18 protein-coding genes and 1 pseudogene are annotated in these 21,235 nt (G+C 72.7%); 10 read left to right on the top strand and 9 right to left on the bottom strand.

Going from position 1 to position 21,235, the window contains the following annotated elements; all coding sequences use genetic code 11:
• The first annotated feature begins 129 nt into the window (after nt 1-129).
• Entirely contained in the window at nt 130-1,731 is a 1,602-nt protein-coding gene (locus ACIQWA_RS33135) for an alpha/beta hydrolase (protein ID WP_402488825.1), read from the top strand.
• Nucleotides 1,732-2,087: 356 nt separating this feature from the next.
• The gene (locus tag ACIQWA_RS33130) at nt 2,088-2,438 is read left to right on the top strand and encodes a hypothetical protein (RefSeq protein WP_402488823.1); all 351 of its coding nucleotides are present in this window, start codon (nt 2,088-2,090) and stop codon (nt 2,436-2,438) included.
• A 548-nt stretch (nt 2,439-2,986) separates the two neighbouring features.
• On the opposite strand, the gene ACIQWA_RS33125 is transcribed toward ACIQWA_RS33130, so the two are convergent.
• Together ACIQWA_RS33125 and ACIQWA_RS33120 are read right to left on the bottom strand one after the other, a co-directional pair.
• Nucleotides 2,987-3,928 (bottom strand): hypothetical protein, encoded by a 942-nt coding sequence (locus ACIQWA_RS33125; RefSeq protein ID WP_402488820.1) that lies wholly within the window; start codon nt 3,926-3,928, stop codon nt 2,987-2,989.
• Nucleotides 3,929-4,104: 176 nt separating this feature from the next.
• On the bottom strand, nt 4,105-4,368 hold the full coding sequence (locus ACIQWA_RS33120) for a hypothetical protein (RefSeq protein WP_402488817.1): 264 nt from the start codon (nt 4,366-4,368) through the stop codon (nt 4,105-4,107).
• Between the two features lie 917 nt (nt 4,369-5,285).
• On the opposite strand from ACIQWA_RS33120, the gene ACIQWA_RS33115 reads away from it, so the two are divergent.
• Entirely contained in the window at nt 5,286-6,194 is a 909-nt protein-coding gene (locus tag ACIQWA_RS33115; RefSeq protein ID WP_402488814.1) for a hypothetical protein, read from the top strand.
• A gap of 94 nt (nt 6,195-6,288) precedes the next feature.
• Here ACIQWA_RS33115 and ACIQWA_RS33110 read toward each other — a convergent pair.
• Nucleotides 6,289-6,549, bottom strand: a pseudogene (locus tag ACIQWA_RS33110) (TetR/AcrR family transcriptional regulator); the annotation flags it as partial.
• Nucleotides 6,550-6,583: 34 nt separating this feature from the next.
• Here ACIQWA_RS33110 and ACIQWA_RS33105 point away from each other — a divergent pair.
• Nucleotides 6,584-6,907, top strand: coding sequence for a hypothetical protein (locus ACIQWA_RS33105; RefSeq protein ID WP_402488812.1), 324 nt, complete (start codon nt 6,584-6,586; stop codon nt 6,905-6,907).
• 499 nt (nt 6,908-7,406) lie between these two features.
• Here the strand turns inward: ACIQWA_RS33105 and ACIQWA_RS33100 are convergent, their stop codons facing one another.
• Nucleotides 7,407-8,378 carry a pirin family protein gene (locus ACIQWA_RS33100; protein ID WP_402488810.1) on the bottom strand — a complete coding sequence of 324 codons (972 nt, stop codon included), beginning with the start codon at nt 8,376-8,378 and terminating at the stop codon, nt 7,407-7,409.
• A 165-nt stretch (nt 8,379-8,543) separates the two neighbouring features.
• On the opposite strand from ACIQWA_RS33100, the gene ACIQWA_RS33095 reads away from it, so the two are divergent.
• Nucleotides 8,544-9,035: a carboxymuconolactone decarboxylase family protein gene (locus ACIQWA_RS33095; RefSeq protein WP_402488808.1), complete on the top strand. Its 492-nt coding sequence runs from the start codon at nt 8,544-8,546 to the stop codon at nt 9,033-9,035.
• Between the two features lie 221 nt (nt 9,036-9,256).
• Nucleotides 9,257-10,465 carry a serine hydrolase domain-containing protein gene (locus tag ACIQWA_RS33090; RefSeq protein ID WP_402488805.1) on the top strand — a complete coding sequence of 403 codons (1,209 nt, stop codon included), beginning with the start codon at nt 9,257-9,259 and terminating at the stop codon, nt 10,463-10,465.
• Nucleotides 10,466-10,501: 36 nt separating this feature from the next.
• On the opposite strand, the gene ACIQWA_RS33085 is transcribed toward ACIQWA_RS33090, so the two are convergent.
• Genes ACIQWA_RS33085 through ACIQWA_RS33075 form a run of 3 tightly spaced genes read right to left on the bottom strand, consistent with a single transcriptional unit; the run spans nt 10,502 to nt 14,811 of the window.
• Nucleotides 10,502-13,147 (bottom strand): CHAT domain-containing protein, encoded by a 2,646-nt coding sequence (locus ACIQWA_RS33085; protein WP_402488802.1) that lies wholly within the window; start codon nt 13,145-13,147, stop codon nt 10,502-10,504.
• A 34-nt stretch (nt 13,148-13,181) separates the two neighbouring features.
• Nucleotides 13,182-14,018: a hypothetical protein gene (locus ACIQWA_RS33080; RefSeq protein WP_402488799.1), complete on the bottom strand. Its 837-nt coding sequence runs from the start codon at nt 14,016-14,018 to the stop codon at nt 13,182-13,184.
• Nucleotide 14,019: 1 nt separating this feature from the next.
• Entirely contained in the window at nt 14,020-14,811 is a 792-nt protein-coding gene (locus tag ACIQWA_RS33075) for a hypothetical protein (protein ID WP_402488797.1), read from the bottom strand.
• 247 nt (nt 14,812-15,058) lie between these two features.
• On the opposite strand from ACIQWA_RS33075, the gene ACIQWA_RS33070 reads away from it, so the two are divergent.
• The 3 genes from ACIQWA_RS33070 (at nt 15,059) to thrS (ending at nt 19,227) form a co-directional block, all read left to right on the top strand.
• Nucleotides 15,059-16,951: a protein kinase gene (locus ACIQWA_RS33070; RefSeq protein ID WP_402488794.1), complete on the top strand. Its 1,893-nt coding sequence runs from the start codon at nt 15,059-15,061 to the stop codon at nt 16,949-16,951.
• A 30-nt stretch (nt 16,952-16,981) separates the two neighbouring features.
• Nucleotides 16,982-17,716 carry a leucine-rich repeat domain-containing protein gene (locus tag ACIQWA_RS33065; protein WP_402488949.1) on the top strand — a complete coding sequence of 245 codons (735 nt, stop codon included), beginning with the start codon at nt 16,982-16,984 and terminating at the stop codon, nt 17,714-17,716.
• A 200-nt stretch (nt 17,717-17,916) separates the two neighbouring features.
• Nucleotides 17,917-19,227, top strand: coding sequence for a threonine--tRNA ligase (gene thrS / locus ACIQWA_RS33060; protein ID WP_402488792.1), 1,311 nt, complete (start codon nt 17,917-17,919; stop codon nt 19,225-19,227).
• Between the two features lie 150 nt (nt 19,228-19,377).
• Here the strand turns inward: thrS and ACIQWA_RS33055 are convergent, their stop codons facing one another.
• Nucleotides 19,378-19,788 (bottom strand): VOC family protein, encoded by a 411-nt coding sequence (locus tag ACIQWA_RS33055; protein ID WP_402488790.1) that lies wholly within the window; start codon nt 19,786-19,788, stop codon nt 19,378-19,380.
• A gap of 71 nt (nt 19,789-19,859) precedes the next feature.
• Between ACIQWA_RS33055 and ACIQWA_RS33050 the strand changes: the two genes are divergently transcribed.
• Complete coding sequence (locus ACIQWA_RS33050; RefSeq protein ID WP_402488787.1) at nt 19,860-20,336, top strand: MarR family winged helix-turn-helix transcriptional regulator; 477 nt, start codon at nt 19,860-19,862, stop codon at nt 20,334-20,336.
• 25 nt (nt 20,337-20,361) lie between these two features.
• On the opposite strand, the gene ACIQWA_RS33045 is transcribed toward ACIQWA_RS33050, so the two are convergent.
• Nucleotides 20,362-21,057, bottom strand: coding sequence for a C40 family peptidase (locus ACIQWA_RS33045; RefSeq protein ID WP_402488784.1), 696 nt, complete (start codon nt 21,055-21,057; stop codon nt 20,362-20,364).
• Between the last annotated feature and the right edge of the window lie 178 nt (nt 21,058-21,235).

The following is a 21,235-nucleotide window of genomic DNA, read 5'->3' as shown; positions in this document are numbered from 1 at the left end:
GCCCGGCCACGGGCCCGGCGGATGGAGCCCTCGGCCCAGCTGCCCCGGGCCGCCGAGGTGGTGCCGGCGCCGCTGATCACCGTGGGCGCCGTCCGCATCAACCCTGCCAAGTTCCTTTGGAGCACTCCCATGAAGCACCCGACGAGCAAGCGTGCCGGCCTGATCCTGGCCCTGGCCGCACTCGGCGTCACGGCACTTGCCGGATGCATCCCGGCGTACGGGGACACGGCTGCGGAGGGCGCCGACACGGCGCCGACCGATTCCGCGCAGCAGGGCGCTTTGCAGACCTTCTACCGACAGAAGCCGACCTGGACCACGTGCGGCGAGCTGCAGTGCGCCACGTTGACCGTCCCAATGGACTACGCGCACCCGGAGACCGGCCAGACCTTCACCCTGCCGCTGGCCAGATCCGTCACGGCGGACCCCGCCCAGCGCATGGGCTCCCTGGTCTTCAACCCCGGCGGACCGGGCGCGTCCGGGGTCGAGCGACTGAAGTCCGGCGGCCTCTCCTTCTTCAGCGAACGGGCGCGCGCCCGCTTCGACATCGTCAGCTTCGACCCCCGGGGCGTGGCCGGCAGCAAGCCGGCCATCGACTGCGGCTCCTCCGACTCCGCCGACCAGGACCAGCCCGAATCCGACTCCGCCTCGATGAGTGCGTATCCGAAGACCGCAGCCGAACGCAGCGCCGCGCTCGCTTACGCCGAGAAGCAGGTCGCCTCCTGCAAGGCCCGCAGCGGAGCCATCCTGCCGCACGTCGGGACACTGGACGCAGCCCGCGACATGGACGTGCTGCGCGCGGCCCTCGGCGACGAGAAGCTCAGCTACCTCGGCTGGTCCTACGGCACCTACCTCGGCACGGTCTACGGCGAATTGTTCCCGCACCGGGTCCGCGCACTCGCCCTCGACGGTGCCTTCGACCCCTCACTCGCCTGGTTCGAGGCCACCCTCCAGCAGGGCAAAGCGTTCCGGGAGTCGGTGGACGACTACGCTCGGAAGTGCGTCACCGTGGTCCACGACGCCTGCCCCGCCACCACCCCGGACGGCATCCACAAGGTGATCACCGACCTGCTCCGGCGGACGGCCAAGCACCCGCTGCGTATCAAGGGCACCACCGAGCGGCTCGACCAGAACATGCTGCTCACCGCCCTCACCATGTCGATGTACACACCCGAGTCCCAGTGGCAGGAGCTATCGAAGGCGCTGCGCGCCGCGCGGGGCGGTGACGGGACGAAACTCGCCGAGATCGCCAGCCCCGGCATAGCCGCCCAGTCCGCCCAGGACGACAGCTCCGACCCGGGCAGCTCGGGCGAGCAGGCGCCCGACAACTCCTCCGTCGCCATTACCGCCGTCAGCTGCCTCGACCAGCCACACCCAAGGGACCCGCAGCCCTACTGGGAGCTGCTGGAGCGCGCCGACCAGGAATCCGGGGCCTTCGGCACATCCCTCGTGCTCGCCGAACTCAACTGTAAGGACTGGCCGACCGGACAGCAGCAGCCGCACCGCGTGAACGCCAAGAGCCTGCCCCCGATCCTGGTCGTCGGCACCACCGGCGACCCGGCCACGCCCTACCAGTGGTCGCAGAGCCTCGCCGACCAACTGCCCGGCGGCATGCTGCTCACCTTCAAGGGGACCGGCCACACCGCCTACGGCCGCGGCAACGCCTGCGTCGACGACGCCGTGGACGCCTATCTCATCGACCTCAAGCCGGTCCCGAGCGGGACGGCCTGCTGAACGGCCGGCACTCCCGTCGCGCCACGCTCGCCCCCGCTCACAGCTCGCACCACTGGAGACCTTTCACATGCCCATCGACATGTCCCTGGACTCCCTGTCCGCGTCAACGCTACCAGCCCTGCAGCGCGACGATCCGGCCGAAGTAGGCGGCTACCGGATGCACGCCCGGCTCGGCGCAGGCGGCATGGGGCGGGTCTACCTGTCGTTCACCGACGCGCTGTGGGGGCTCGGTCGCCTGCGCGGTGACATCCCGGGCCACGTCCGCCGGGGCCCTCGCCGCCCACGTCAAGCCGCGCACCCTCGGCACCGGGCCGGCGCTTGCCCGCGCCACCCGAGTGATCGTGCCCTCCGCGGTCGTGCGCGACGAGTTGGCCGACTGGGGCCCGCGCAACCTGCGGGTCGTTCCCAACGCGCTTCTGCCCGACGCCGCCGTGGCCCCTCCCCCGTCGGAGCTCCGCGAGCAGCTGCGCCGCACCGGCCCGGTGCGCGTCCTCGCCCGGCTCGGGCCGGAGAAAGGTGTGCTCGACCTGATGGAGGGCGCCTCCGACTGGGACCGGCCCGTCGAAGTGGCGCTCGCAGAAGCCGGATTCGAGGTCGACGAGGGCTCGCAATCCGAACTCCCAGCTACCGCGAAATCAAGACCCGACGAGCGGGGCGCTCGCTCTCGACATGATCCAGATGCGCTAACGCCGATGCCCTGGCATTGACCATCGACCATCTCGCCGGGTCTGCTGATCACGGGGGCATCCTCCGGACGTCGGCAGCGATTTCGCCGCCGCTGACCCAGCGGCTCTGGGCATGCCTGCGGACCTTGCTCAGACTGCTGTCGCTCCGCCATCGTGCGTGCTCGTCGCGGCGAGCGAGGTCACCAAGGTGCTGGCCGCTACCTCGCGCTGTCCCGGACCGGTAACCGTGACGGCCACCTGGAGCGGTACCCCGAGCCGTTTCGGCGTGAACGGTGGCCTGACCGTGGATTACGCGAACAGCTATCGGCGGGATTCCGGGCGGGGCCTGAAGCGGTCCGCGGTCGCCACGAGGAAAATGCCTGCCAGAAGTCCGGCGGCGCTGCGGCCCCAGAGGGATGTCGAGGCCCCGGGTACGAGCAACAGCACCGCCGCCACGAGTACCAGCACCGCCCGGCAGGATGAACGCCAACGGGACGCCGTGGCGGTGGCCGGTCGCCTGCCGAAGACGGAGAACTCCAGAGCCGCGCCCGCAAGGACGCCTCCGATTGCCATGATGGATTCCGGGCTCATCACTTGCAGTACCCGCCGGAGTAGTAGTACGGAACTACGGGTCCCACCCACTCCGGATACTTCACGGCTATGCACTTGTCCATCGCTATCGCGACGCCGGCGAACGCCGCGATCCCGTTGTTGACCGGCAGCAGCTTCCCGGCCAGTCGGGCCCACCTTCCGGTGAGAAAGGCACCGACGGCTCCGCCTGCGGCGATCCGGTTGGTCTCGTTCTTGTTGAAGCGAATGGTGCCGAAGACGGTTCCGCCCCGGACCTGGGGGTCGGCGACGACCGGGAACGCCGTCTCGGCGGTGAACCCGACAGTCTGCACGAGGCTGGAGCCCTCCAGGCGGTACGAAGTCGGCACGGCATTTCCGTTGGCGTCCTTGGCCCAGGGCGGGGCGATGGTGCCCACGACGATCTCGGCCCCGTCGGAGGGCACGGTGAGCTCCACACCGCCGTCCTCCTGGAGCACGGCCACCGCTCCCTCCGGCAAGGCGAGCGGGAAGCGCCACTCACTGGGTGCCGATGCGTCCTTCATCGTCACCAGGGCCCGTACACCTCCGCTTCCGGTGGGTTGTACCGCCAGATCCGCCGACGGTGCGGCGCCCGGGTACACGACCGTGCCGGCGCCGGCCGCCACGCCCGGGACGTTCGCGCTCCGCGGCAGTCCGATCGAGATCGCGGCGACACCGTCCACCGCCAGGTCCACCGACCCCGACGAGTTCGTCGGCGCCGTCACCGTGACGGATCCCGACGTAGTGTCGGTCGCCGTCACGCCGGCCGCCCCGGCGGCCTGGGCAAGGTCGGCCACACCTGTGGCCTTCTCCACGATCGCGGCGGCCTGTTCCGCTCCGGCGGGCCCGTTGCCCGCGAGTGCGACCGGGGCCGCGCACACTGTGAGCGAGCCCGCAAGCGCAACCGTCAGCGTGGTGCACGCCAGCCGCTGGATCCTGAACACGTGAAATCCTCCTCATACGTCAACCGGGACATGTCATCAGATCTCCGCAGAGCGGGCGCCGCCCGCGCCCAGGGCCTGCGATGCACGGATCCGACACCGTGCTGATTCAACGGCGGGCATTGCCCACAGTCAGGTGCCGCACGCGCGGACGGGCCTGCTGGCCGTGCGATACCCCGTCAGGCAGCAGCCGGCGGCGAGAACGTCAGGTCGTAGCCGAACTCGTCGATGCCGGCCAAGAACATCAAGCGCACGGTCAGTGATCCGTGATGGACCGGTCGGCCGGGCGTCACCTCCGCTTCCGGCGCACCTTCGGCGGCCGGGGCCGGCACGGTCGCGGCGGTGAGGAATCCACCGTCGGAGACGTCCGCCGCTCTGACCGGCCGCGCCGTCGCCGCGCTGGCCGACAGGGCGGCGATCCTGGACCCGGCACGAGATGACACGGAACTCCCTTTGGATGAAGTCGCAGGCGGAGCGCCTGATGCCGCGGGCCGCCCCTCGGAAGAGGGCTGCCGAGCGACGGCGCTATGGCCTGGTATGGAGGTACTTCACGCCTGGAGGAGACAAGCATCCTGCAGCGCGCTGATGCTGGGTCAGTTTGCATGAGGGGAGATGAGGTTTGCATGAGGTGGATCCCCGTTCACGCGGCGCACACGGGGGGGCGGGTGACTCTGGCGGCAAGCTCGGCGGCGGCCACGCTTGGTGGGCGATACGGGAACGTGGCTGGGAACAGCACACCGGGCACACCGCGCTGAGGGCGCCCGGCGGACGCCCTCAGCAGCTGACGCTGTCGGGGATTTGGAGGACCCGGAATCAGATCCCGTCTCCGGACCGAACGCACCTTCAGCGGCGAGACGGGACGGGTGAATCGGCTCCGTTCCTACAGGTTGCGGGTCAGGTCGCCGCTGGACATCAGGTACGGAGTGTGGGCTTGCGGGTGCCCGTGTCGAGTGGAAGATCATTCACGGATCGCCACCAGAACCAATTCAGAGAGCGCCGCCACCGGAGCATGGATGGTCACCGGGACCAAGGCCAGTGCAGCAGGGCGTTCGGTGCGGCTGCGGCAACGCCCGTGGACACCGCGCCCACCGCGGTGCGCAGGGCCAGGTCTACGAGGTCCCGGCATCGACTCGTGGCCTGGGTGCGGGGCGGGCCCCGGCCGGGTTCGGGGTTGGGTTCGGGTTCGGGCGCCGGCGGCGCGGAAGACGGGCACGGTGGTACATGAAGCCTCCAGGGGGGCGGTTCAGGTCGGGGCCGACCGGGAAGTCCGGTCCGTCGCGGCCGCCTGTTCCCGTTGTCCCACGCAGGCTGATGGCGATCCCAGCTCGCGGCGGCCGATCTCGGGTGTAAGTTCCACGGCGTGACGAACGGTCAGGCCGGCGGGGAGCCGGGAACGGCTGATGATCTGGTCGCGGATGCGCTCGGGCTGGGTGTTCAGGCGACCGCGAGGATGATCACCGACTACGTGGAGGTCGGGCTGCTCGCCCCTCCGCGGTACCGCAAGACCACGCAGCGCGGCAGCGACCAGTGGCTGTTCCCGCCGGAGCAGCGCCGCCTGTTCTACGAGCTGTGCCGGGCCAAGCAGCGATCTCCCTTGCCGCGGGTGCCGCACCGCACCATGGTCCCGGTGGTCCTGCACATCTGGCTGACCGACGACACGGTTATCCCCGTCGAGCAGGCCCGGCGGGCGCTGCGCACCCACGCCCGCGCCGCCGGCATCAGTGCGGAGGACCGGCGCCGGAAGAGCGCGAACCAGGTCGTTGAGCAGTTCGCCCACCCGACCGCCACGGCCGCGCAGCGCCTCCGGCTGGCTCGGCTGCTACGAGAGGGCGAGCAGACCCGACGCCCGGACTGGTACGCGGTCGCGGATGCCCTCGCGGCTGTGGCCAGCCCGTGGCGCGGCGAGGGCCCGGCCGAGATCGTCCGTGGTTTCGGGCCGCCCCAGATGCCGCTCACGACGGATCAGGTGGTGGCGATGTGGGAAGCCCACTGGGCGGTCACCCGGCAGCTGAGAACCGAGTCCGTGTCCGAGGGCAAGCTCCTGGAAGCCCGCGAGGCGGCACGGAAGGACTGGGCCGGGTATGCGGCGCAGCGGCCCGCCCTGATGCGCGGCGCCGGCCACCTGGCACACATCTTCGACGTTCCCGAAGATCAGGAGCAGACGCCCCGGCAGCACGTCAACGGCTTCCTCGCCGTCGTCGCCCACGCGTTGGGCGAGATGCGGCCGGCGTTCCAGCGAGCCGCTGAGCGGGCCCACGCCCGGTCCTGAACCAGGCACCGGTACGAGCTGGCCGCCGCTGCGGAGATGGGCCACAGGCGCGAGCGCTGCCTGTGCGCCTTCAATGGTCGGTGGGGTGAGCCTCTCAGCCGGTTCCGGGTGGGCGCGGGTTGTCGGGGTACACCGCGTCCAGCAGGTCGCGGACGAAGCGGTCGGGGTCGTCCAGTCCGGCGGCGGCCAGGACGGCGGGGCCGTCGGCCAGCACGCGGGGGATGGCGCCGTGCAGGGCCAGGGTGACGGCTGCGGCCCGTTGCGGGGTGACGGGCAGGCGGGCGGCCCGCTGGGCCCCCTCCAGGCCGGCGAGGTCGGCGGCGGCTACCACACCGAGGACCTCGGACAGCGTGGGGCAGGCCGGCGGCTTCACCAACGGTCCCAACCGCGTGAAGACCTGCACCGGGAAGGTCGGCGCCGCCACTGTGGACAACAACTGGACGATGACGCTGGCCTACTCCACCGCCCCATTCCAGCTGATCACCCACCGCAAGACACCGAAGGGGTCAGGCGACCCGCACCAGGACGGGCTCACCTCTCCAACGACCTCTACGAACCAGGACGAGGACCGGTGCGAAGTCGGCTGGCGGACGTCTGACGGATACGCTGCTGTCCTCGAATCCGAACCGAACGGCCACGCCGACTGCATCATCGGCGCACGATTCGCCCGGGACCTGGCTCCCAAACTGGCCGGCGGAACACGGACCGCCTGACCGGCTTGCCTGTGCTGCAGGGGAAGACCGTCGAGACGCGGCAGCCCCGGAGAACCGTTCCCCGGGGGCTGCGTACCGGCAGGGGCCCCGAACCTCCCCTCAACTCCCAAGCTGATGGGCCGTCATCCATTGGCCCCACTGGCGGGCGGCTTCCAGGGGGCCGGGACCAGGGCGGCGAGCTGCAGCAGCCGTGCTTCCGGCTCGGGCAGTGACGCGAGGGCGAGCGCGGTGGTCATCGGGACACTCTCCGGGTCGGTTGAGTTCAGGCGGGGTGTGAGGAGGGGGCGCGCGGGGTGAGGACGGCCTCGCCGGCGGCCAGGCCCACGGCCAGGGGATTGCCTCCGCAAGCGTGGGCGAGGGCTTCGGCGGCGGCCGACTCGGCCGCGCCGAGTGCGGAAGCGAGTGCCGACGGGGGCGCTTCGAGGTGAGCGCAGGGGTACTTCGGGTCGGGGGTGTGGTGGCTCGGGCCACCACACCCCCCGATCGCCTAACGTGCAGGTCAGTGCACGTTTCCGCGGGGCTTCAGCGGGAGTCCCGGGAGCTCCGGGGCGGGCAGGCGATCGCCGGGGTAGCCCTCGACGGCGCCGAAGCGGTCGGGGTTCGCGGAGCTCATCCACTCCTCCCGGGCTCGGGTAATGTCTTGCTGAGACCGCCCGATGAAGTTCCACCACATGACGATCTGCTCCTCGAAGGGGGTGCCGCCGAGGAGGACGAGGCGGGTCGGGGCGTCGGCGGTGTTGGTGAGGGTCAGGGTGGTGGTGCCGGGGGCGAGGTAGCCGAGGTCGCCCGGGTGGAGCTCGGTGGTGGCGAGGCGGACGTCGCCGTGGTCGACGAGGACGCCGTGCTCGAAGGCCGGGTCGACGGCCAGGGTGACGGTGGCGTGCGGGGCGAGGGTGAGTTCGGCGCCGAGCAGCGGGGTGAAGGTGGGGACGGGGGAGGTACAGCCGGCCAGGGTGCCGAGGAAGACGCGGACCTCGGCGCCGTCCAGGGCGACGGGTTCGGGGACGTGATGGTGGAAGTCCCGCGCGGTGTAGCGGTGTTCGTCGGGCAGCACGACCCAGAGCTGGACGCCGTGCAGGACGGTGGTCGCGGGGGTGGAGACCTCGGAGTGGCAGATGCCGTGGCCGGAGGTCATCAGGTTGAGTTCGCCCGGGCGGACGAAGGCGTGGACGCCGAGACTGTCCCGGTGCTCGATCTCGCCGGAGAAGAGCCAGCTGACGGTCTGCAGGCCGGTGTGGGGGTGCGGGGCGACGTCCATGCCGCCGGTGCGGGCGACGTCGTCGGGTCCGTAGTGGTCGACGAAGCACCAGGCGCCGATCAGTCGGCGGGAGCGGTGCGGCAGGGTGCGGCGGACGGTCATCGCGCGCGGTCCGCCGAGCGGGACGTCGCGGGGGGACAGCACCTCGACGTACGGGTCCTGCTGGTCCTGCGGTACGGCGACGGGGCGCGGCTCGGTCTCGGCGGTGCTCACGGCGGTGGTCCCTCCCTGGATGGTGTCGACTGCTGGGTGATGCCGGCCGGGCGATGTCGGCCGGGCGATGTCGACTGCTGGGTAGTTCTAGATTCAACTATTATGGCATGGCAGAGTGTCGAACGGCAGCGAGCCAATGATCGCAGTGGGAGTCGAGGAGTCCAGGTGAGTGCTGAAGTGACGGTGGATCCGGCGGCGCGGCGGGTGTTCGTCGACAAGCAGAGCCCCAAGGCCTACAAGGCGCTGCTCGCCGCCGCCGAGGCGGCCAAGGAGGTCGCGGCCGAGGCCGGGCTGGACCGGCGGCTGGTGGAACTGGTCAACCTGCGGGTCTCCCAGATCAACGGCTGTGCCTACTGCCTGCACGTGCACACCCGGGCCGCGCTGCGCGAGGGCGAGACCACCCAGCGCCTGGGCGTGCTCCCGGCCTGGCGGGACACCGAGCTGTTCACCGCCCGCGAGCGTGCGGCGCTGGCCCTGGCGGAGGCGACCACGAACCCGGCGGACGCGGCGCTCCAGGCGGCCGCGTACGGGCTGGCGCGGGAGGTGTTCACCGAGGAGGAGCTCTCGGCGGCGATCTGGGTGGCGATCACGATCAACTCCTTCAACCGGGTGTCGATCATGAGCAAGCACCCGGTCCGTCCGATGCCGGGGCTCTGACGTCCGGGGGTCCTGGCGCCCGGGGCTCCTGGGCTGGGGCGGGGGTCGGTCGGATCCTCCGTTCGGCCTAGCGTCTACGGTGGTGGGAGTACGACCGATTCCTCCCGGTGGAGGATGACGGATCATCACGGCAGGGGCGAGGCTGTGGACTCGGAGGCGGGCGGGGGCCCGCCGTGGACGAGGGGGGTCGCATGGTACGTCGTACGGGTTCGGGTCCCGTGATGGTGGTGGTAGCGGCGGTCTGTCTGGCGCTGGCCGGGCCGGTCGTCTCGGCGGGGGCCGTCGAGCCGCCTGCCGCCGTCGCGGCCGAGGATGCCGCGCGCACGGCAGCGCTGAAAGCGGTGACCGACGCCGGGGCGGCCGCGGCCATCGCCGAGGTCCGCGACGAGAACGGGGTCTGGCGCGCGGGCACAGGCGTCGCCGACCTCGCGACCGGCGCCCCGGTGCGCGTGGACGGCCGCTTCCGCGCCGGGAGTATCACCAAGACGTTCACCGCCACCACGGTGCTGCAACTGGTGGGGGAGGGCCGGCTCGGTCTGGACGACTCGGTGGAGCACCACCTACCGGGGATGGTTCCGAACGGCGGGCGGATCACCGTCCGTCAGCTGCTCAACCACAGCTCCGGCCTGTGGGATCCGACCAATGAGCCGGGCGGGTTGTTCCCGCACACCACGGATCCGGGCGAGATCCGGAACTGGCTCGACCAGGGCGGGCTGACCCGCAGCATCACCCCGGCCCAGGTGGTGGCCGCCTCGGTGGCGCACGCGCCCAACTTCCCGCCGGGGGCCAGGTTCAGCTACTCCAACGTCAACTACACCCTGCTCGGCATGATCATCGAAACGGTGACCGGCCGCACCTACGCCCAGGAGATCACCGCACGCATCCTGCGGCCGCTCGGGATGACCGGAACGTACTTCCCCGGTACGGCCACCGACATCCGGGGCCCGCACGCCCACGGCTACTGGACGCTTGCCGAGGGCCCGGCCCCGGAGGACCGCAGCGACCGGGACGTCACGGTGGAGAGCGTCACGTGGGCGAACTCCGCGGGCGAGCTGATATCCACCCTGTCCGACCTGAACCGCTTCGAACGGGCCCTGCTGGGCGGGCGGTTGCTGTCGCCCGAGCTGATGCGGCAGATGACGACCACCATCCCGGCGCAGTCCGACGGCGGGCCCGTGAGCCTCTCGTACGGGCTCGGGCTGGCCCGGCTGGAGCTGTCCTGCGGGCCGGTGTACGGGCATGACGGCGGGATGCCCGGGTTCGCCTCCCAGCTGTGGAGCAAGGGGGACCGGCAGGTCGCGATGTCCGTGACGTCCAGGGGTGACGAGGCACAGGCGGTGCAGCAACTCGTCGCGCAGGGCGGCTTCCTGGAGGAGGCCCTCTGCGGCAGGAACCAGGGCGGGGGTGAGGTCCGGCCGAAGCTCGGCTGAGCGGGTCGCGACTGACGCGGTGACCGTCGCGCGCCCTCACCACGGAAGAGGTGCGGGGTCGCCGAAGAGCGCGAAGGGCGCCCACGCGACGGGCTCCGGGAAGCGGCGACGTACGGCCTGTTGGGCCCGGCGCAGTGCCGCGGTCCTGGAGGCCCCGCGCCGCAGCGCGCGGTAGAACTCGCACATCAACTGCACCGTCGGCTCGCTGGGAACGTCCCAGACGCTCACCAGGACGGACCGGGCGCCGGCGATCTCGAAGGTGCGGCGAAGGCCGAACACGCCCTCGCCCGGGTGGTAGGAGCCGAGGCCGGTGACACAGGCGGAGAGCACGACCAACTCGGTGCCGAGCAGGTCGAGGTCGTAGACGTCGGAGGCGGTGAGGATGCCGGTTCCCAGGCTGTCGGCGGGCTCCTGCCCGGCGAGGAAGGTGTTCGCGCCCGCCAGGGCCAGACCGGTGCAGAGGAGCGGGTCCACGGCAGGGCCCGGGGTGCGCGCCGCGTCGGGGGTGCCCGTTGGGTCGGGGGCGCCCGTCGGGTCGGGGGTGCCCGTCGGATCGGGAGGTGGGCCGCTCGGTGAGTCGGGCCCCGGTCCCGCGCCCGGTCGTCGGGTACCGGCCGGGCGCAGCGGTTCGGCCAGGGCGTAGCCGTGCGTCGCCAGGTGGAGGATCAGCGGACTCCGGACCGTGCGCAGCCGGGAGGCCGAGGCGTCCGGGCCGGTGTGCAGCTCGGCGCCGATGTGGTCGGCGATCCACCGCCCTTCGGCCCCGGTCTCCGGCAGTGGTGCGAACGGGCCCCCGTCGAGCGCGGTGCCGCCGGATCCGTAGTCGATGTCGGCGAACACGACCGGCGGCGCGGGGCGGGGCCCGTAGCGGCCGCGCAGCAGGTCCCGGCCGGTGGTCAGGAAACCGATCTCGAACGTGTCCAGCAGTCGGCTGCCGTCGGGCGAGGGGAGGGCGGCGAAGGGAAGGAGGTTGAGGCTCCCGTCCGGTGAGATGAGCAGCCGGTGGACTCCGGTCAGGGCGGCGTCGATCCGCTGGATCAGCACCCGGTGGAGCTCCAGGCCCAGCGCCCGTTCCCCGGCGTCCTGGTGCCGGAGGAGCTCACGCCAGCGTCGGACGCCCTCGTCCAGTGCGCCGGCGGTGTCGTGGGCGAAGAGCCGGGGCGGTGACCCCGGTGTGAACACCAGGCTCAGTACGGCGGCTTCGTCGCCCATCTCCGCCCGGTAGTACTCGATGAGCGCGGTACCGGGCGGGAGGGCGGCGGTCACCGCCTGCCAGGTCGGCAGGGCCGCCCGGGTGCCGCCGGGGTCAGGGTTAGGGCCAGTGCCGGCGCCAGTGTGGGAGAGCCGGTCGGCTAGCAGCATCTCCAGGCGGCCCTGCCGCGCCCTGAGGTCCTGGACGCGCCGGCCCGCGTTCGGCCGCAGGGAGTCGCCGTCGAGCGTCAGACGCCGCAACTCGTGCCGCACGGCGCGGAGTTCGGTGGCGACGGCCGCGATCCGAGGCTCCGGGCCGTTGGACAGCATCGCGCGGTCGCGGGCCACGGCCTCCGCGACGACGGCCTTGCGCCGCAGTACGGCGTTCGCCAGGAGCTCCAGCAGCTCCGCGCCCGGCTCCAAGCCGGTGGCGGAGAGCAGGACGACGACGAAGGTGTCCAGTCTGCCGAGGAGGGTCCGTGCGTAGGCGAGCCGTTGCACCTCGGAGGAGGCGGCGAAGACCTCGGCCAGGTGGGCGTCCTCGATGTCGAACTGCTCCCGCAACAGGGCGGCGGCCTCGCCGGACCTCCCGGTTTCGAGGCAGAGCATCCCGAGGCTGAACAGCGAGTCGGTCATCGCCACCCGGTTGGGGTCCGCCAGTTGGTGCCTGCGGGCGATCACGGCACGGTAGAGCTGTTCCGCCCGTTCCCGTTCGCCCAGGGAGTGGTGCACCAGGGCGAGGAGGTCGAAGGTGGTGAGCTGGTCCTCGGTTGCCGTCTCGGGGGTGAGGTGCGCTGCGGCGGCCCGGGCGTACGCCAACGCCCGGGCGAGGCGTCCTTGCCGCCGACACCGCTGCCCCATGCCGGTCCGCAGCGAACGCAGCAGCTCCGGTGTGGTCTCCGGGTCGTCGGCGGCCGCCGAGAGTGCCGCGTCCAGGTGCTCGTCCGGGACCTCCAGGCCGTACCGGGCGGTCGCGACCAGGGCCACCGCCGCCCTGAGGGGTGAGGGGCGGGGGCGGGCCCCGGCCACCTCGGCGGCCTGGAGCGCCAGTTCGAGGGCCCGGGCGGCGTTGCCCAGGCGGTCCTCCTCGGAGGCCTGCTCGATCAGTGTCCGGAACGTCACATCGGGGTCGTCCGGTTCTCCTCCGGCCTGCGGGCGGGCGTCGTGCGCGAGTTCGAAGAGCATCCGCCGGCTCGGGGAGTGGCCGTTCTCCTGCTCCAGGGCGGCGAAGTTGCGCAACATGACGGCGGAGGGCGCCGCCTCCGCCGCCAGTTCCCGGTAGATCGACCGGGCGACGTCGGGGTCGCCGTGGAGCTGGTGGTAGGCGGCGAGGTTGCCGCGCGCCTCGGCGAGGTGCGCGCCGGCCGAGGGGCCGGCCGCCGTGAGGAGTTCGACCGCTTCGGTCAGCACGGCCTCGGCGCGCGGATCGCCGTCGAGGGCCAACAGCTTGCCCAGGTTGGCGAGGGTGATCCCCAGGTCGATGTCCGGCATCCGCGCTTCACACCGTGCCTCTCGACCGCACCGCTCACGCCCCTCGGCGCCGCAGTTCGACCGCTTCCTCCAACAGCGCCCGGGCCGCCGCGTCGTGCCCTGCCCTGTGCAGGGTGACGGCGAGTTGGTTCAGCGTCCTGGAGAGCGCGGCCGGGTCGGAGCCGAGGATCTCCCGGGCGTAGCGTTCCGCGGCCTTCGCGAACTCTCCCACCTGACCGGGGCCTTCCGCTCGGCGCAGTGCCTCGGCGTAGGTGGCGAGCCAGGGCGGCAGCAGGGTGACCGGTCCGTGCTCCTGGACGTGGTGCACGGCCATGCCGGCGACGGCGAGCGCGTCGGGATGGGCGCCCGTTTCCTCGGCGATGCCGTGCATGGTGGCGAGGTGGCGCAGGCAGCCCTCGGCGTCCTGCATCCGGTGGCACAGCTCCTGGGCCGTGCTGGTGTACTGCCAAGCCTGCTGGTGCCGGGACAGCCGGCGGGCCAGTCCGCCCATCCACTCGTAGCAGGTGGCCTGTCCGACCTCGGGCGGCCTGGACAGTACCTGCCCGCTCGACAGGAGCCCGGTCAGCAGCGCGAGCGCCTGCTCGTGCCCGCCCTGCCGGGAGAGCTCCTCGCACTGGGCGAGGGTCCGGTTGAGGGTCTCCGAGACGGCGACGCCGGGCAGCGGGACGCCCAGGCGCTCGGCGACCGCGAACGACGCCCGTCCGTACCGCTGCACCGCGGCCGGGTCGTGGCGGAGCTCCGCCGGTACGGTGAACCGGGCGGGGAAGTCGGCGCGCAGCTGGTCCCCGTGGATCCGGCAGAGCCGGTCCAGCAGCTCCGAGTCCCCGGCGCTGACGGCTGCTTCGAGCTCGTACCAGAGGTGAGCGCTCATCTCATGCTCCGACGTCCTCGTAGGTGAGTTCCGCGAACACATGACTCTCGGCCGTCCTGGTCTCGGCCGCCCTATCTGCCGCGGTCGCGCCGACCGGGCTCCCACCGACCGGGCTCCCGGGCGTGCTCCCGGCCGGGCCGCGGCCGCCGAACTCCTTGCGGCCGAACAGCCGGGGACGCACGCCGGACACCCGGAACAGGGGCGTGAGGCCGTCCGGGGCGATCACCTTCACGCCGACGCCCTTGGACCCGACGATGCTCAGCCCCGCGGACGCGGAGGCGAGCGGGATCGTCCCCGAGAGCGCCTCCGCGGAGGCGGAGAGGTCGATGCTGGCGCCCTGCTGCTGGGAGACGAGGATCACGGCGGGGCCGGTGGCGACCACTTCGGTGACCACGACCTGGGTGCCCGGCCACCGCCCGGCCGCCGCCAGGTCGAGCACGCGCCGCCCGAGCGCCTCGCGGTCGGCGATCTCGCTGATCCGGCACGACCGCGCCTGGAAGACGATGCCGTGCCGGCGGCTGAACGACACCGCGATGCGGGCGAGCGGCCCGCCGTCGGCGTCCGTCGAGACGGCGACCTCGGCGGCCGAGCTGTAGTCCAGGTCCACGGCCCGCTCGCGCTCCCGCACCGCGAATCCGATGCCGAGCTCGGCGAGCGAGGTCAACCGCTCGAACCGGTCCCGGTGCAGGCGGCCGACGTCGCCGAGTTCGAGGTGGGTGTTGGGCAGCCAGCTGGACAGGTAGTCGAACTCCGCGCGGAGTTCTTCCGAGTACTGTTCATGGATCGCGGGCACGCACCCTCCCCCTGGACGCCGGAACCGCCGGCAGTCGGCATCGTAGGCCAGCGCCGGGACCGGCGGGGCGCAAACGGGGACGCCCGACTTCGCTGCCTGGCAACCGCCGCTGCACCGGCGGCCGGGCGGGCCGACACAATGGTGCTCCGGGCCGGGCGGAGCACTTCAGGTGTCAGGTGAAGGTGCCAGGTGCCAGGTGCCAGGTGCCGGGTGCCGGGTGTCAGGATTCAGGGGGAGGGGAGCGCGTGTGAACGTGGCCGGAGGGCTGGTCGACGGCCGGTACCGCCTCGCGGCGCCGCTGGGGCGCGGCGGCATGGGGGAGGTGTGGCTCGCCGAGGACGTCAGGCTCGCCCGGCGGGTGGCGGTGAAGTTCCTGCCCCGGGGCCTCGACCCGGAGGAGGACGGGGAGGCGGTGGCCCGCTTCCACCGCGAGGCCCGGGTGGCCGCGGGGCTCCAGCACCCCGGCCTGGTCCAGGTCTTCGACAACGGCGAGCAGGACGGTCAGCTGTTCCTGGTGATGGAGCTGCTGCACGGCCGGGACCTGCGCACCGTCCTGCGGGAGGACGGACCGCTGCCGGTGCGCCGGGCGGTCGAGCTGGCCGCGCAGACCGCCGAGGCGCTGTCCTGCGCCCACCGGGCCGGCATCGTTCACCGGGACGTCAAACCCGCCAACCTGATGCTGCTCCCGGACGGCCGGGTCAAGGTCTGCGACTTCGGCCTCGCCGGCTACCTCCGCTCGGCCACCGGCCTGACCCGCTCCGGCGTCGTCATGGGCACCCCGGACTACATGTCCCCCGAGCAGTGCCGGGGCCGGCAGGTGGACGAGCGGTCCGACCTGTACGCGCTGGGCTGCGTGCTGCTCGCGCTGCTCACCGGGAAGCCGCCGTTCCCCGGCCGCCGGGACGTCTGGGCGGTGCTGCAGGACCACCTGCGGACCCCGCCGCCACGACTGGCCGAGCGGCGCCCGGACGTGCCGGAGGCGCTGGACGGGCTGGTCGCGGAGCTGCTCGCCAAGGACCCGGCGGACCGGCCGCGCTTCGCCGGGGAGGTGGCCGACCGGCTCAGGGCGCTGCTCGCCCCGGGTGCTCCGGTCCCGGTCCCGGTCCCGGCCCCTGGCCCGCCCTCAGCTTCCGCCGCACCCACCGGCCCCGGGTACCGGATCGAGGTGTTCCAGAACGAGTACCAGCCGCCGGACACGACCGAGGTGGACGCGATCCTGACCGTGCACGGCGCCGCGCTCGACCAGGCGCACGCGGTGGTCGCGGCGCCGCAGGCCGTGGTGTTCCTGGTCGGCCTCTCCGAGGGCCTCTCACCGGCGGACTTCCGCGCCGTGACCGACGCGGTGGCGGCCGCCGTCGACACCCTGGACGACGAGGTCCGGTTCGGCATCGTCGAGGGCTCCGAGTACGCGCGGATGCTCTACCCGGACACCAGGCGGCTGGTCCGCGCCACCCCCGCGACCAAGGCCGAGGCCCGCGCCGCGCTCGGCGGGCTGGCGCCGCTGCGCGCGGCCGCCTTCGGGAGGTGGATCCGGCTGGCCGACCAACTGCTCGCCGGGCACCAGGACGCCGACCGCACCGCCGTGCTCCTGATGGACGGACGGGACGACGCCGAGGAGCCGGCCGAACTCGCGGCCGTGCTCGCCTCCTGCGCGGGTCGCTTCCGTTGCCACGTCCGCGGCATCGGCACGGACTGGGAGGTCGCCCAGGGCCGCGCCGTCTCCGCGGCACTGGCCGGCACCCTCGACCTCGTCCGGCTGCCCGACACGCCCGAGGCGGCCGCCATGGAGCGGCGCGAACTCACCGGGATCGTCCAGGGCAGCCGTCGGGCCCGCGGCCGCGACCTCGCGCTGCGCGTCACGACGCCGGCCGGAGCCGGGGTCGGCTTCCTCAAACAGCTCGTGCCCGCGCCGGCGGACCTGACCGCCGCCGGGCACCCGGTCGGACCAGGCGCGACGGAGTACCGGGTGGACGTCCCGGACGGCAGCACCTGCGACTACCACCTGCAGGTTCTGCTGCCGCCCGGCCCGGCCACTTCGGACCTCACCGCCGCCACCGTGGAACTCGTCCAGCTCCCGCCGGCCGGCGACGGCCGGACCCTGACCCGCGCCGAAGTGCGGTTCGTGCCCACGCCGGAGTAGCGGAGGCGGACAATGGCGGATGTGACAGACATGACGCTCAACCTCTGGCGGCAGCCGCTCGGCCCGGTGGCCGCCGAGGTGCTCAGCGCGGTGTGGGACCGCAACGACCTGACCGTGCTCATCCTCGCGGAAGGCGCGCTCTCCGAACTCCCGCCCGGCATCAGCCGGTTGATGCGGCTGCGCACCCTCGACCTCGGCCACAACCTGTTCACCGAGGTGCCCGCCGAACTGACCCGGCTCACCTGGCTCCGGGACTTCCTCTACCTGCACGACAACCAGCTGACCGTCCTGCCGGACGACATCGGCAAGCTCACCGAACTCCGCTACCTCAACGTCGGCGAGAACAAGCTCACCGAGCTCCCGTTCGCCATCGGCAAGATGACCGAGCTGGTCGAACTGCGCGCCCAGCACAACCGGCTCACCGCCCTGCCGGAGTCCATCGGCGCCCTCGGCGAGCTGCGCGAACTCTGGCTGCGCGGCAACGAGTTGACCGCCCTCCCGGCCTCCTTCGGACTGCTCTCCGAACTGCGCGAGCTGGAACTGCGGGAGAACGCCCTCGCCGAGCTGCCCGCCGTCCTGGCCGGACTGCCGCGGCTGCGCCGGATCGACCTGCGCAGCAACGGGATCACCGCACTGCCCGACTGGCTGGCCGACCCGGCCGCGCTGCCCGCGTTGGAGAAGCTCGACCTGCGGTGGAACGACGTCCAGGTGACGGAGCGCGTGCGGGAGGCGCTCGCCGAGCGCGGCTGCGCCCTGCTGATGTGAGCTCTCCCATAAAGATCAACGCGAACGTCCGGGTGCTGCTACCGTGGAGGGCATGAAGCGCGCTGCACTCGCCACGACGACGCCGGAGAGAGTCCCGGCGCGCTGACTGCTGACCAAGTCCGAAGCCCCGGGGCGAGTGCCCCGGGGCTTCGTCGTTCCCGGTCCCACTCGCCCGCGCAACCCGAGTGGAGACCACCCCGATGAACGACCGCCTCATGAACGACCGCCTCGCTCCCGCGAACGACCGCCCCGCGAACGACCGCCCCGCGCACGACCGCCCCGCGCACGACCACCGCAAGCTCGGCCGCGAGCTCGACCTCTTCGACACCGACCCGCTGATGGGCTCCGGCCTGCCGTACTGGCTGCCCGACGGCGCCGCGATCCGGCACACCCTGGAGGAGTTCATCCGCGGCCGCGAGCGCCGGGCCGGCTACCGCCACGTCTACTCGCCGGTGCTCGGCAAGCGCGAGCTGTACGAGATCTCCGGTCACTGGGACCACTACCGCGAGGACATGTTCCCGCCCATGCAACTCGGCTCGGAGGAGATGGTGCTGCGCCCGAGCCTGTGTCCGCACCACGCGCTGATCTTCCGCTCCCGCCCGCACAGCTACCGCGAGCTCCCGCTGCGGATGGCCGAGTTGGGCGGCATGTACCGCTCCGAGCTGTCCGGTGTGCTCGGTGGCCTGACCAGGGTCCGGGCGATCCAGCTGAACGATGCGCACGTCTTCTGCACCCCGGAGCAGGCCGCCGACGAGGCCGTCGCCGCCCTGGAGCTGATCCGCGAGGCGCACCGGGCGCTCGGCATCGTGCCGGTCCGCTACCGGCTGTCGCTGCCCGGCGAGGGCGGCAAGTACGTGGCCGACCCGCAGCTGTGGCAGCGGGCCACCGCGCTGCTGACCGACGTGCTGGAGCGCTCCGGGGTGCCGTTCGAGGCGGCGGAGGGCGAGGCCGCGTTCTACGGGCCCAAGATCGACGTGCAGATCGCCGACGGTGCCGGGCGCGAGTTCACCCTCTCCACCGTCCAGATCGACTTCCACCAGCCCGAGCGCTTCAACCTGCACTACATCGGCGCGGACGGCGCCAAGCACCGCCCGGTGATGGTGCACCGCAGTGTGATCGGCAGCGTCGAACGGGTGGTCGCCCACCTGATCGAGCTGTACGGCGGTGCGTTCCCGGCCTGGCTGGCGCCGGCCCAGGTGGTGCTGCTGCCGATCTCCGAAGCCGAGCTGCCGCAGGCCGAGCGGCTGCGGCAGCGCTGCCTCGACCTCGGGCTGCGGGCCGAGGTCGCCGGACCGGAGCACGGCAGCCTGGGCGCTCGGATCCGGGAGGCCCGGTTGGTGCCCTACCAGGCGGTGATCGGTGCCAGGGAGGCTGCGGACGGCCGGGTCGCGCTGCGGCTGCGGGACGGCCGCCGGCTGGAGCCGATGGCGGCCGAGCAGGCCTGGGCGCGGATCGGCGCGCTGGTGGCGGACTGCAGCGCCGAGCTGTGGCGGGACGCGCCGGCCGGGTGAACCGGGAGCTGCAGGTCTTCCACCGCTGAGCGACCGGCCACCGCCCAGCGACCGGCCACCGCTGAGCGGCCGTGCCACCGCTGAGCGGCCGTGCCACCGCCGAGCGGTCGTGCCACCGCTGACCGCCGGGGGATTCGCGGCCCCCGGCGGTCAGTAGGACTGGAGCTCGATCAAGTGGCCCTCGGGGTCGCGCAGGTGGGCGCTGCGCAGGTCGGGGCCCCACTCGGGGCGGTCGGTGGCCGGGACGGCGAGGACACCGCCGTGCTGGAGGCAGAGGGCGAGCGCCTCGTCCACGTCGTCGACCCGGAAGACCAGCATCGCGGTGTCCTGGGTGGGGGTGGCCGGGCGGGCGGGCAGTCCGGTGGTGCCCAGCGTGGCGGACATCGCGGCGCGGTCGTAGAGCGACAGGACGGCCTGCTCGTCGACGTCCCAGTTGGCGTACGGGCCCTCGGGTGCGCCCTTGACCAGGGTGGCGCCGGTGAGAGCGGGGAGGACGGCGCGGTAGAAGCCGAAGGTCTCGGCGAAGCGGGTGACGAGCAGGCGGGGGTAGAGGGCGTCCACGGTCGGGCTCCAGGCGGGATCTGAATCAGTGGGTATCCACCCACTATAGGGATCGCCCCTAGAATTTCGCCATGGCCTCCGAGAACCCCGCCCCGCCCGACGCGCTGCCGCCGACACTGCTGGGCCTCAGCACCTTCCTGCTCGCCCGGATCGGCCGCGCCGCGCGGGCGGAGCTCGCCGGGCAACTGGCCGAACGCGGCCTGCGGCTCTGGGACATGGCTGTGCTGGCAGCCCTCGTCGACTTCGGGCCCCAGGTGCAGCGCGACCTGGTCCGGCGGCTGGGCATCGATCCGAGCGACCTCGCCAAGGTCGCCGACCAGCTCGGCGCGGCCGGGTACGTCGAGCGCAGCCGGGACCAGGCGGACCGCCGGCGGGTCTCGGTGTCGGTCACCGCCGAGGGGCGGGCACTGCTCGCCGAACTGGAGGCGCGGGCGCGGGCGGTGCAGGACGAGGTGCTGGCCCCGCTCGACCCGGCGGAGCGCCGGGTGCTGCACGAACTGCTGCTGCGCGTGGAGCACGGGTCGCCGGAGTGGCGCGCCCCCGCGTGATCCGCCGGGCGAGCTGGGGCATGTCTCAGCCGGGCAGCACCCCGGGGCGGCGGGCGCCGGCGAACTCGCCTGCCCAGCGCGGGACGTCGAGCACGTGCTCGACCCGGGCGATCAGGGTGCCGGTCCGCTCGGCGTGGATCATCGCGCCGTCGCCGGTGTAGATGCCGACGTGGTGCAGCGGGGCGTCGGGGCGGGAGAAGAAGAGCAGGTCGCCGGGGGCCAGCGCGTCACGTTCGACCGGGGTGCTGCGGTTGAACTGGGCCACGGTGTAGTGCGCGAGCTCGACGGTGCCCTGGCTGGCGCGGTACCAGCAGTAGAGGGACAGCCCGCTGCAGTCGAAGCCGACCGTGCTCTCACCCAGGCACACGCCGTTCAGGTAGCCGTTCTCGCCGTCGCAGAAGCCGAGGCTCGGGCCCAGCCGGTCGCCGCCGCCCCAGGCGTACGGAAGGCCGAGCTGGGCCTCGGCCACCGTGACGACCCGCCGGCCGAGGGTGGCGGCGGGGTCGGCGGCAACGGGGTCGGTGGGCGTCGGGTCAGTGGGAGTGGGATCGGCGGGAGCGGGGTGGGCGGGAGCGGGGTGGGAGTCGGACGGCGGTGCGGCGTGGGCGGGTTGGGGCGCGGCGGCGAGGGCCGGGGTGAGGCCGGCGCCGAGGGCGAGGCCGAGCATGCGGCGACGTCCGACACCGGAAGCCCGGTCGCGGTCGGGGGGTTGGGACTCCATCGGTCGACTCCTCCTGGCGGGGCGTGGCCGGTCGCGGCCGATGGTGGTCGATCGTGGCGCCGGCGTGGGTCGGCACCAGGATCGGGGCCCGAGGGGGTCGTCCGCCATCACCCGCAACGGTGAATCGTGGGCACACGGGCCTTGGCACGGACGGGACTTCGCCCAAAATCGGTTTGAC

It is taken from the genome of Kitasatospora sp. NPDC098652, from assembly GCF_044760155.1.
Taxonomy (GTDB): Bacteria; Actinomycetota; Actinomycetes; order Streptomycetales; family Streptomycetaceae; genus Kitasatospora.
The sequence above is the reverse complement of the archived record's forward strand: the minus strand, read 5'-3'. Positions and strand labels throughout refer to the sequence as shown.

What these genes read in the sequence shown, in the direction of transcription:
- ACIQWA_RS33135 (WP_402488825.1), top strand. Translation starts at nt 130, where the DNA reads ATGAAGCACCCGACGAGCAAGCGTGCCGGCCTGATCCTGGCCCTGGCC.
- ACIQWA_RS33090 (WP_402488805.1), top strand. Translation starts at nt 9,257, where the DNA reads ATGGTGGTGGTAGCGGCGGTCTGTCTGGCGCTGGCCGGGCCGGTCGTC.
- ACIQWA_RS33085 (WP_402488802.1), bottom strand. Translation starts at nt 13,147, where the DNA reads ATGCCGGACATCGACCTGGGGATCACCCTCGCCAACCTGGGCAAGCTG.
- ACIQWA_RS33080 (WP_402488799.1), bottom strand. Translation starts at nt 14,018, where the DNA reads ATGAGCGCTCACCTCTGGTACGAGCTCGAAGCAGCCGTCAGCGCCGGG.
- ACIQWA_RS33065 (WP_402488949.1), top strand. Translation starts at nt 16,982, where the DNA reads ATGACGCTCAACCTCTGGCGGCAGCCGCTCGGCCCGGTGGCCGCCGAG.
- thrS (WP_402488792.1), top strand. Translation starts at nt 17,917, where the DNA reads ATGAACGACCGCCTCATGAACGACCGCCTCGCTCCCGCGAACGACCGC.
- ACIQWA_RS33050 (WP_402488787.1), top strand. Translation starts at nt 19,860, where the DNA reads ATGGCCTCCGAGAACCCCGCCCCGCCCGACGCGCTGCCGCCGACACTG.
- ACIQWA_RS33045 (WP_402488784.1), bottom strand. Translation starts at nt 21,057, where the DNA reads ATGGAGTCCCAACCCCCCGACCGCGACCGGGCTTCCGGTGTCGGACGT.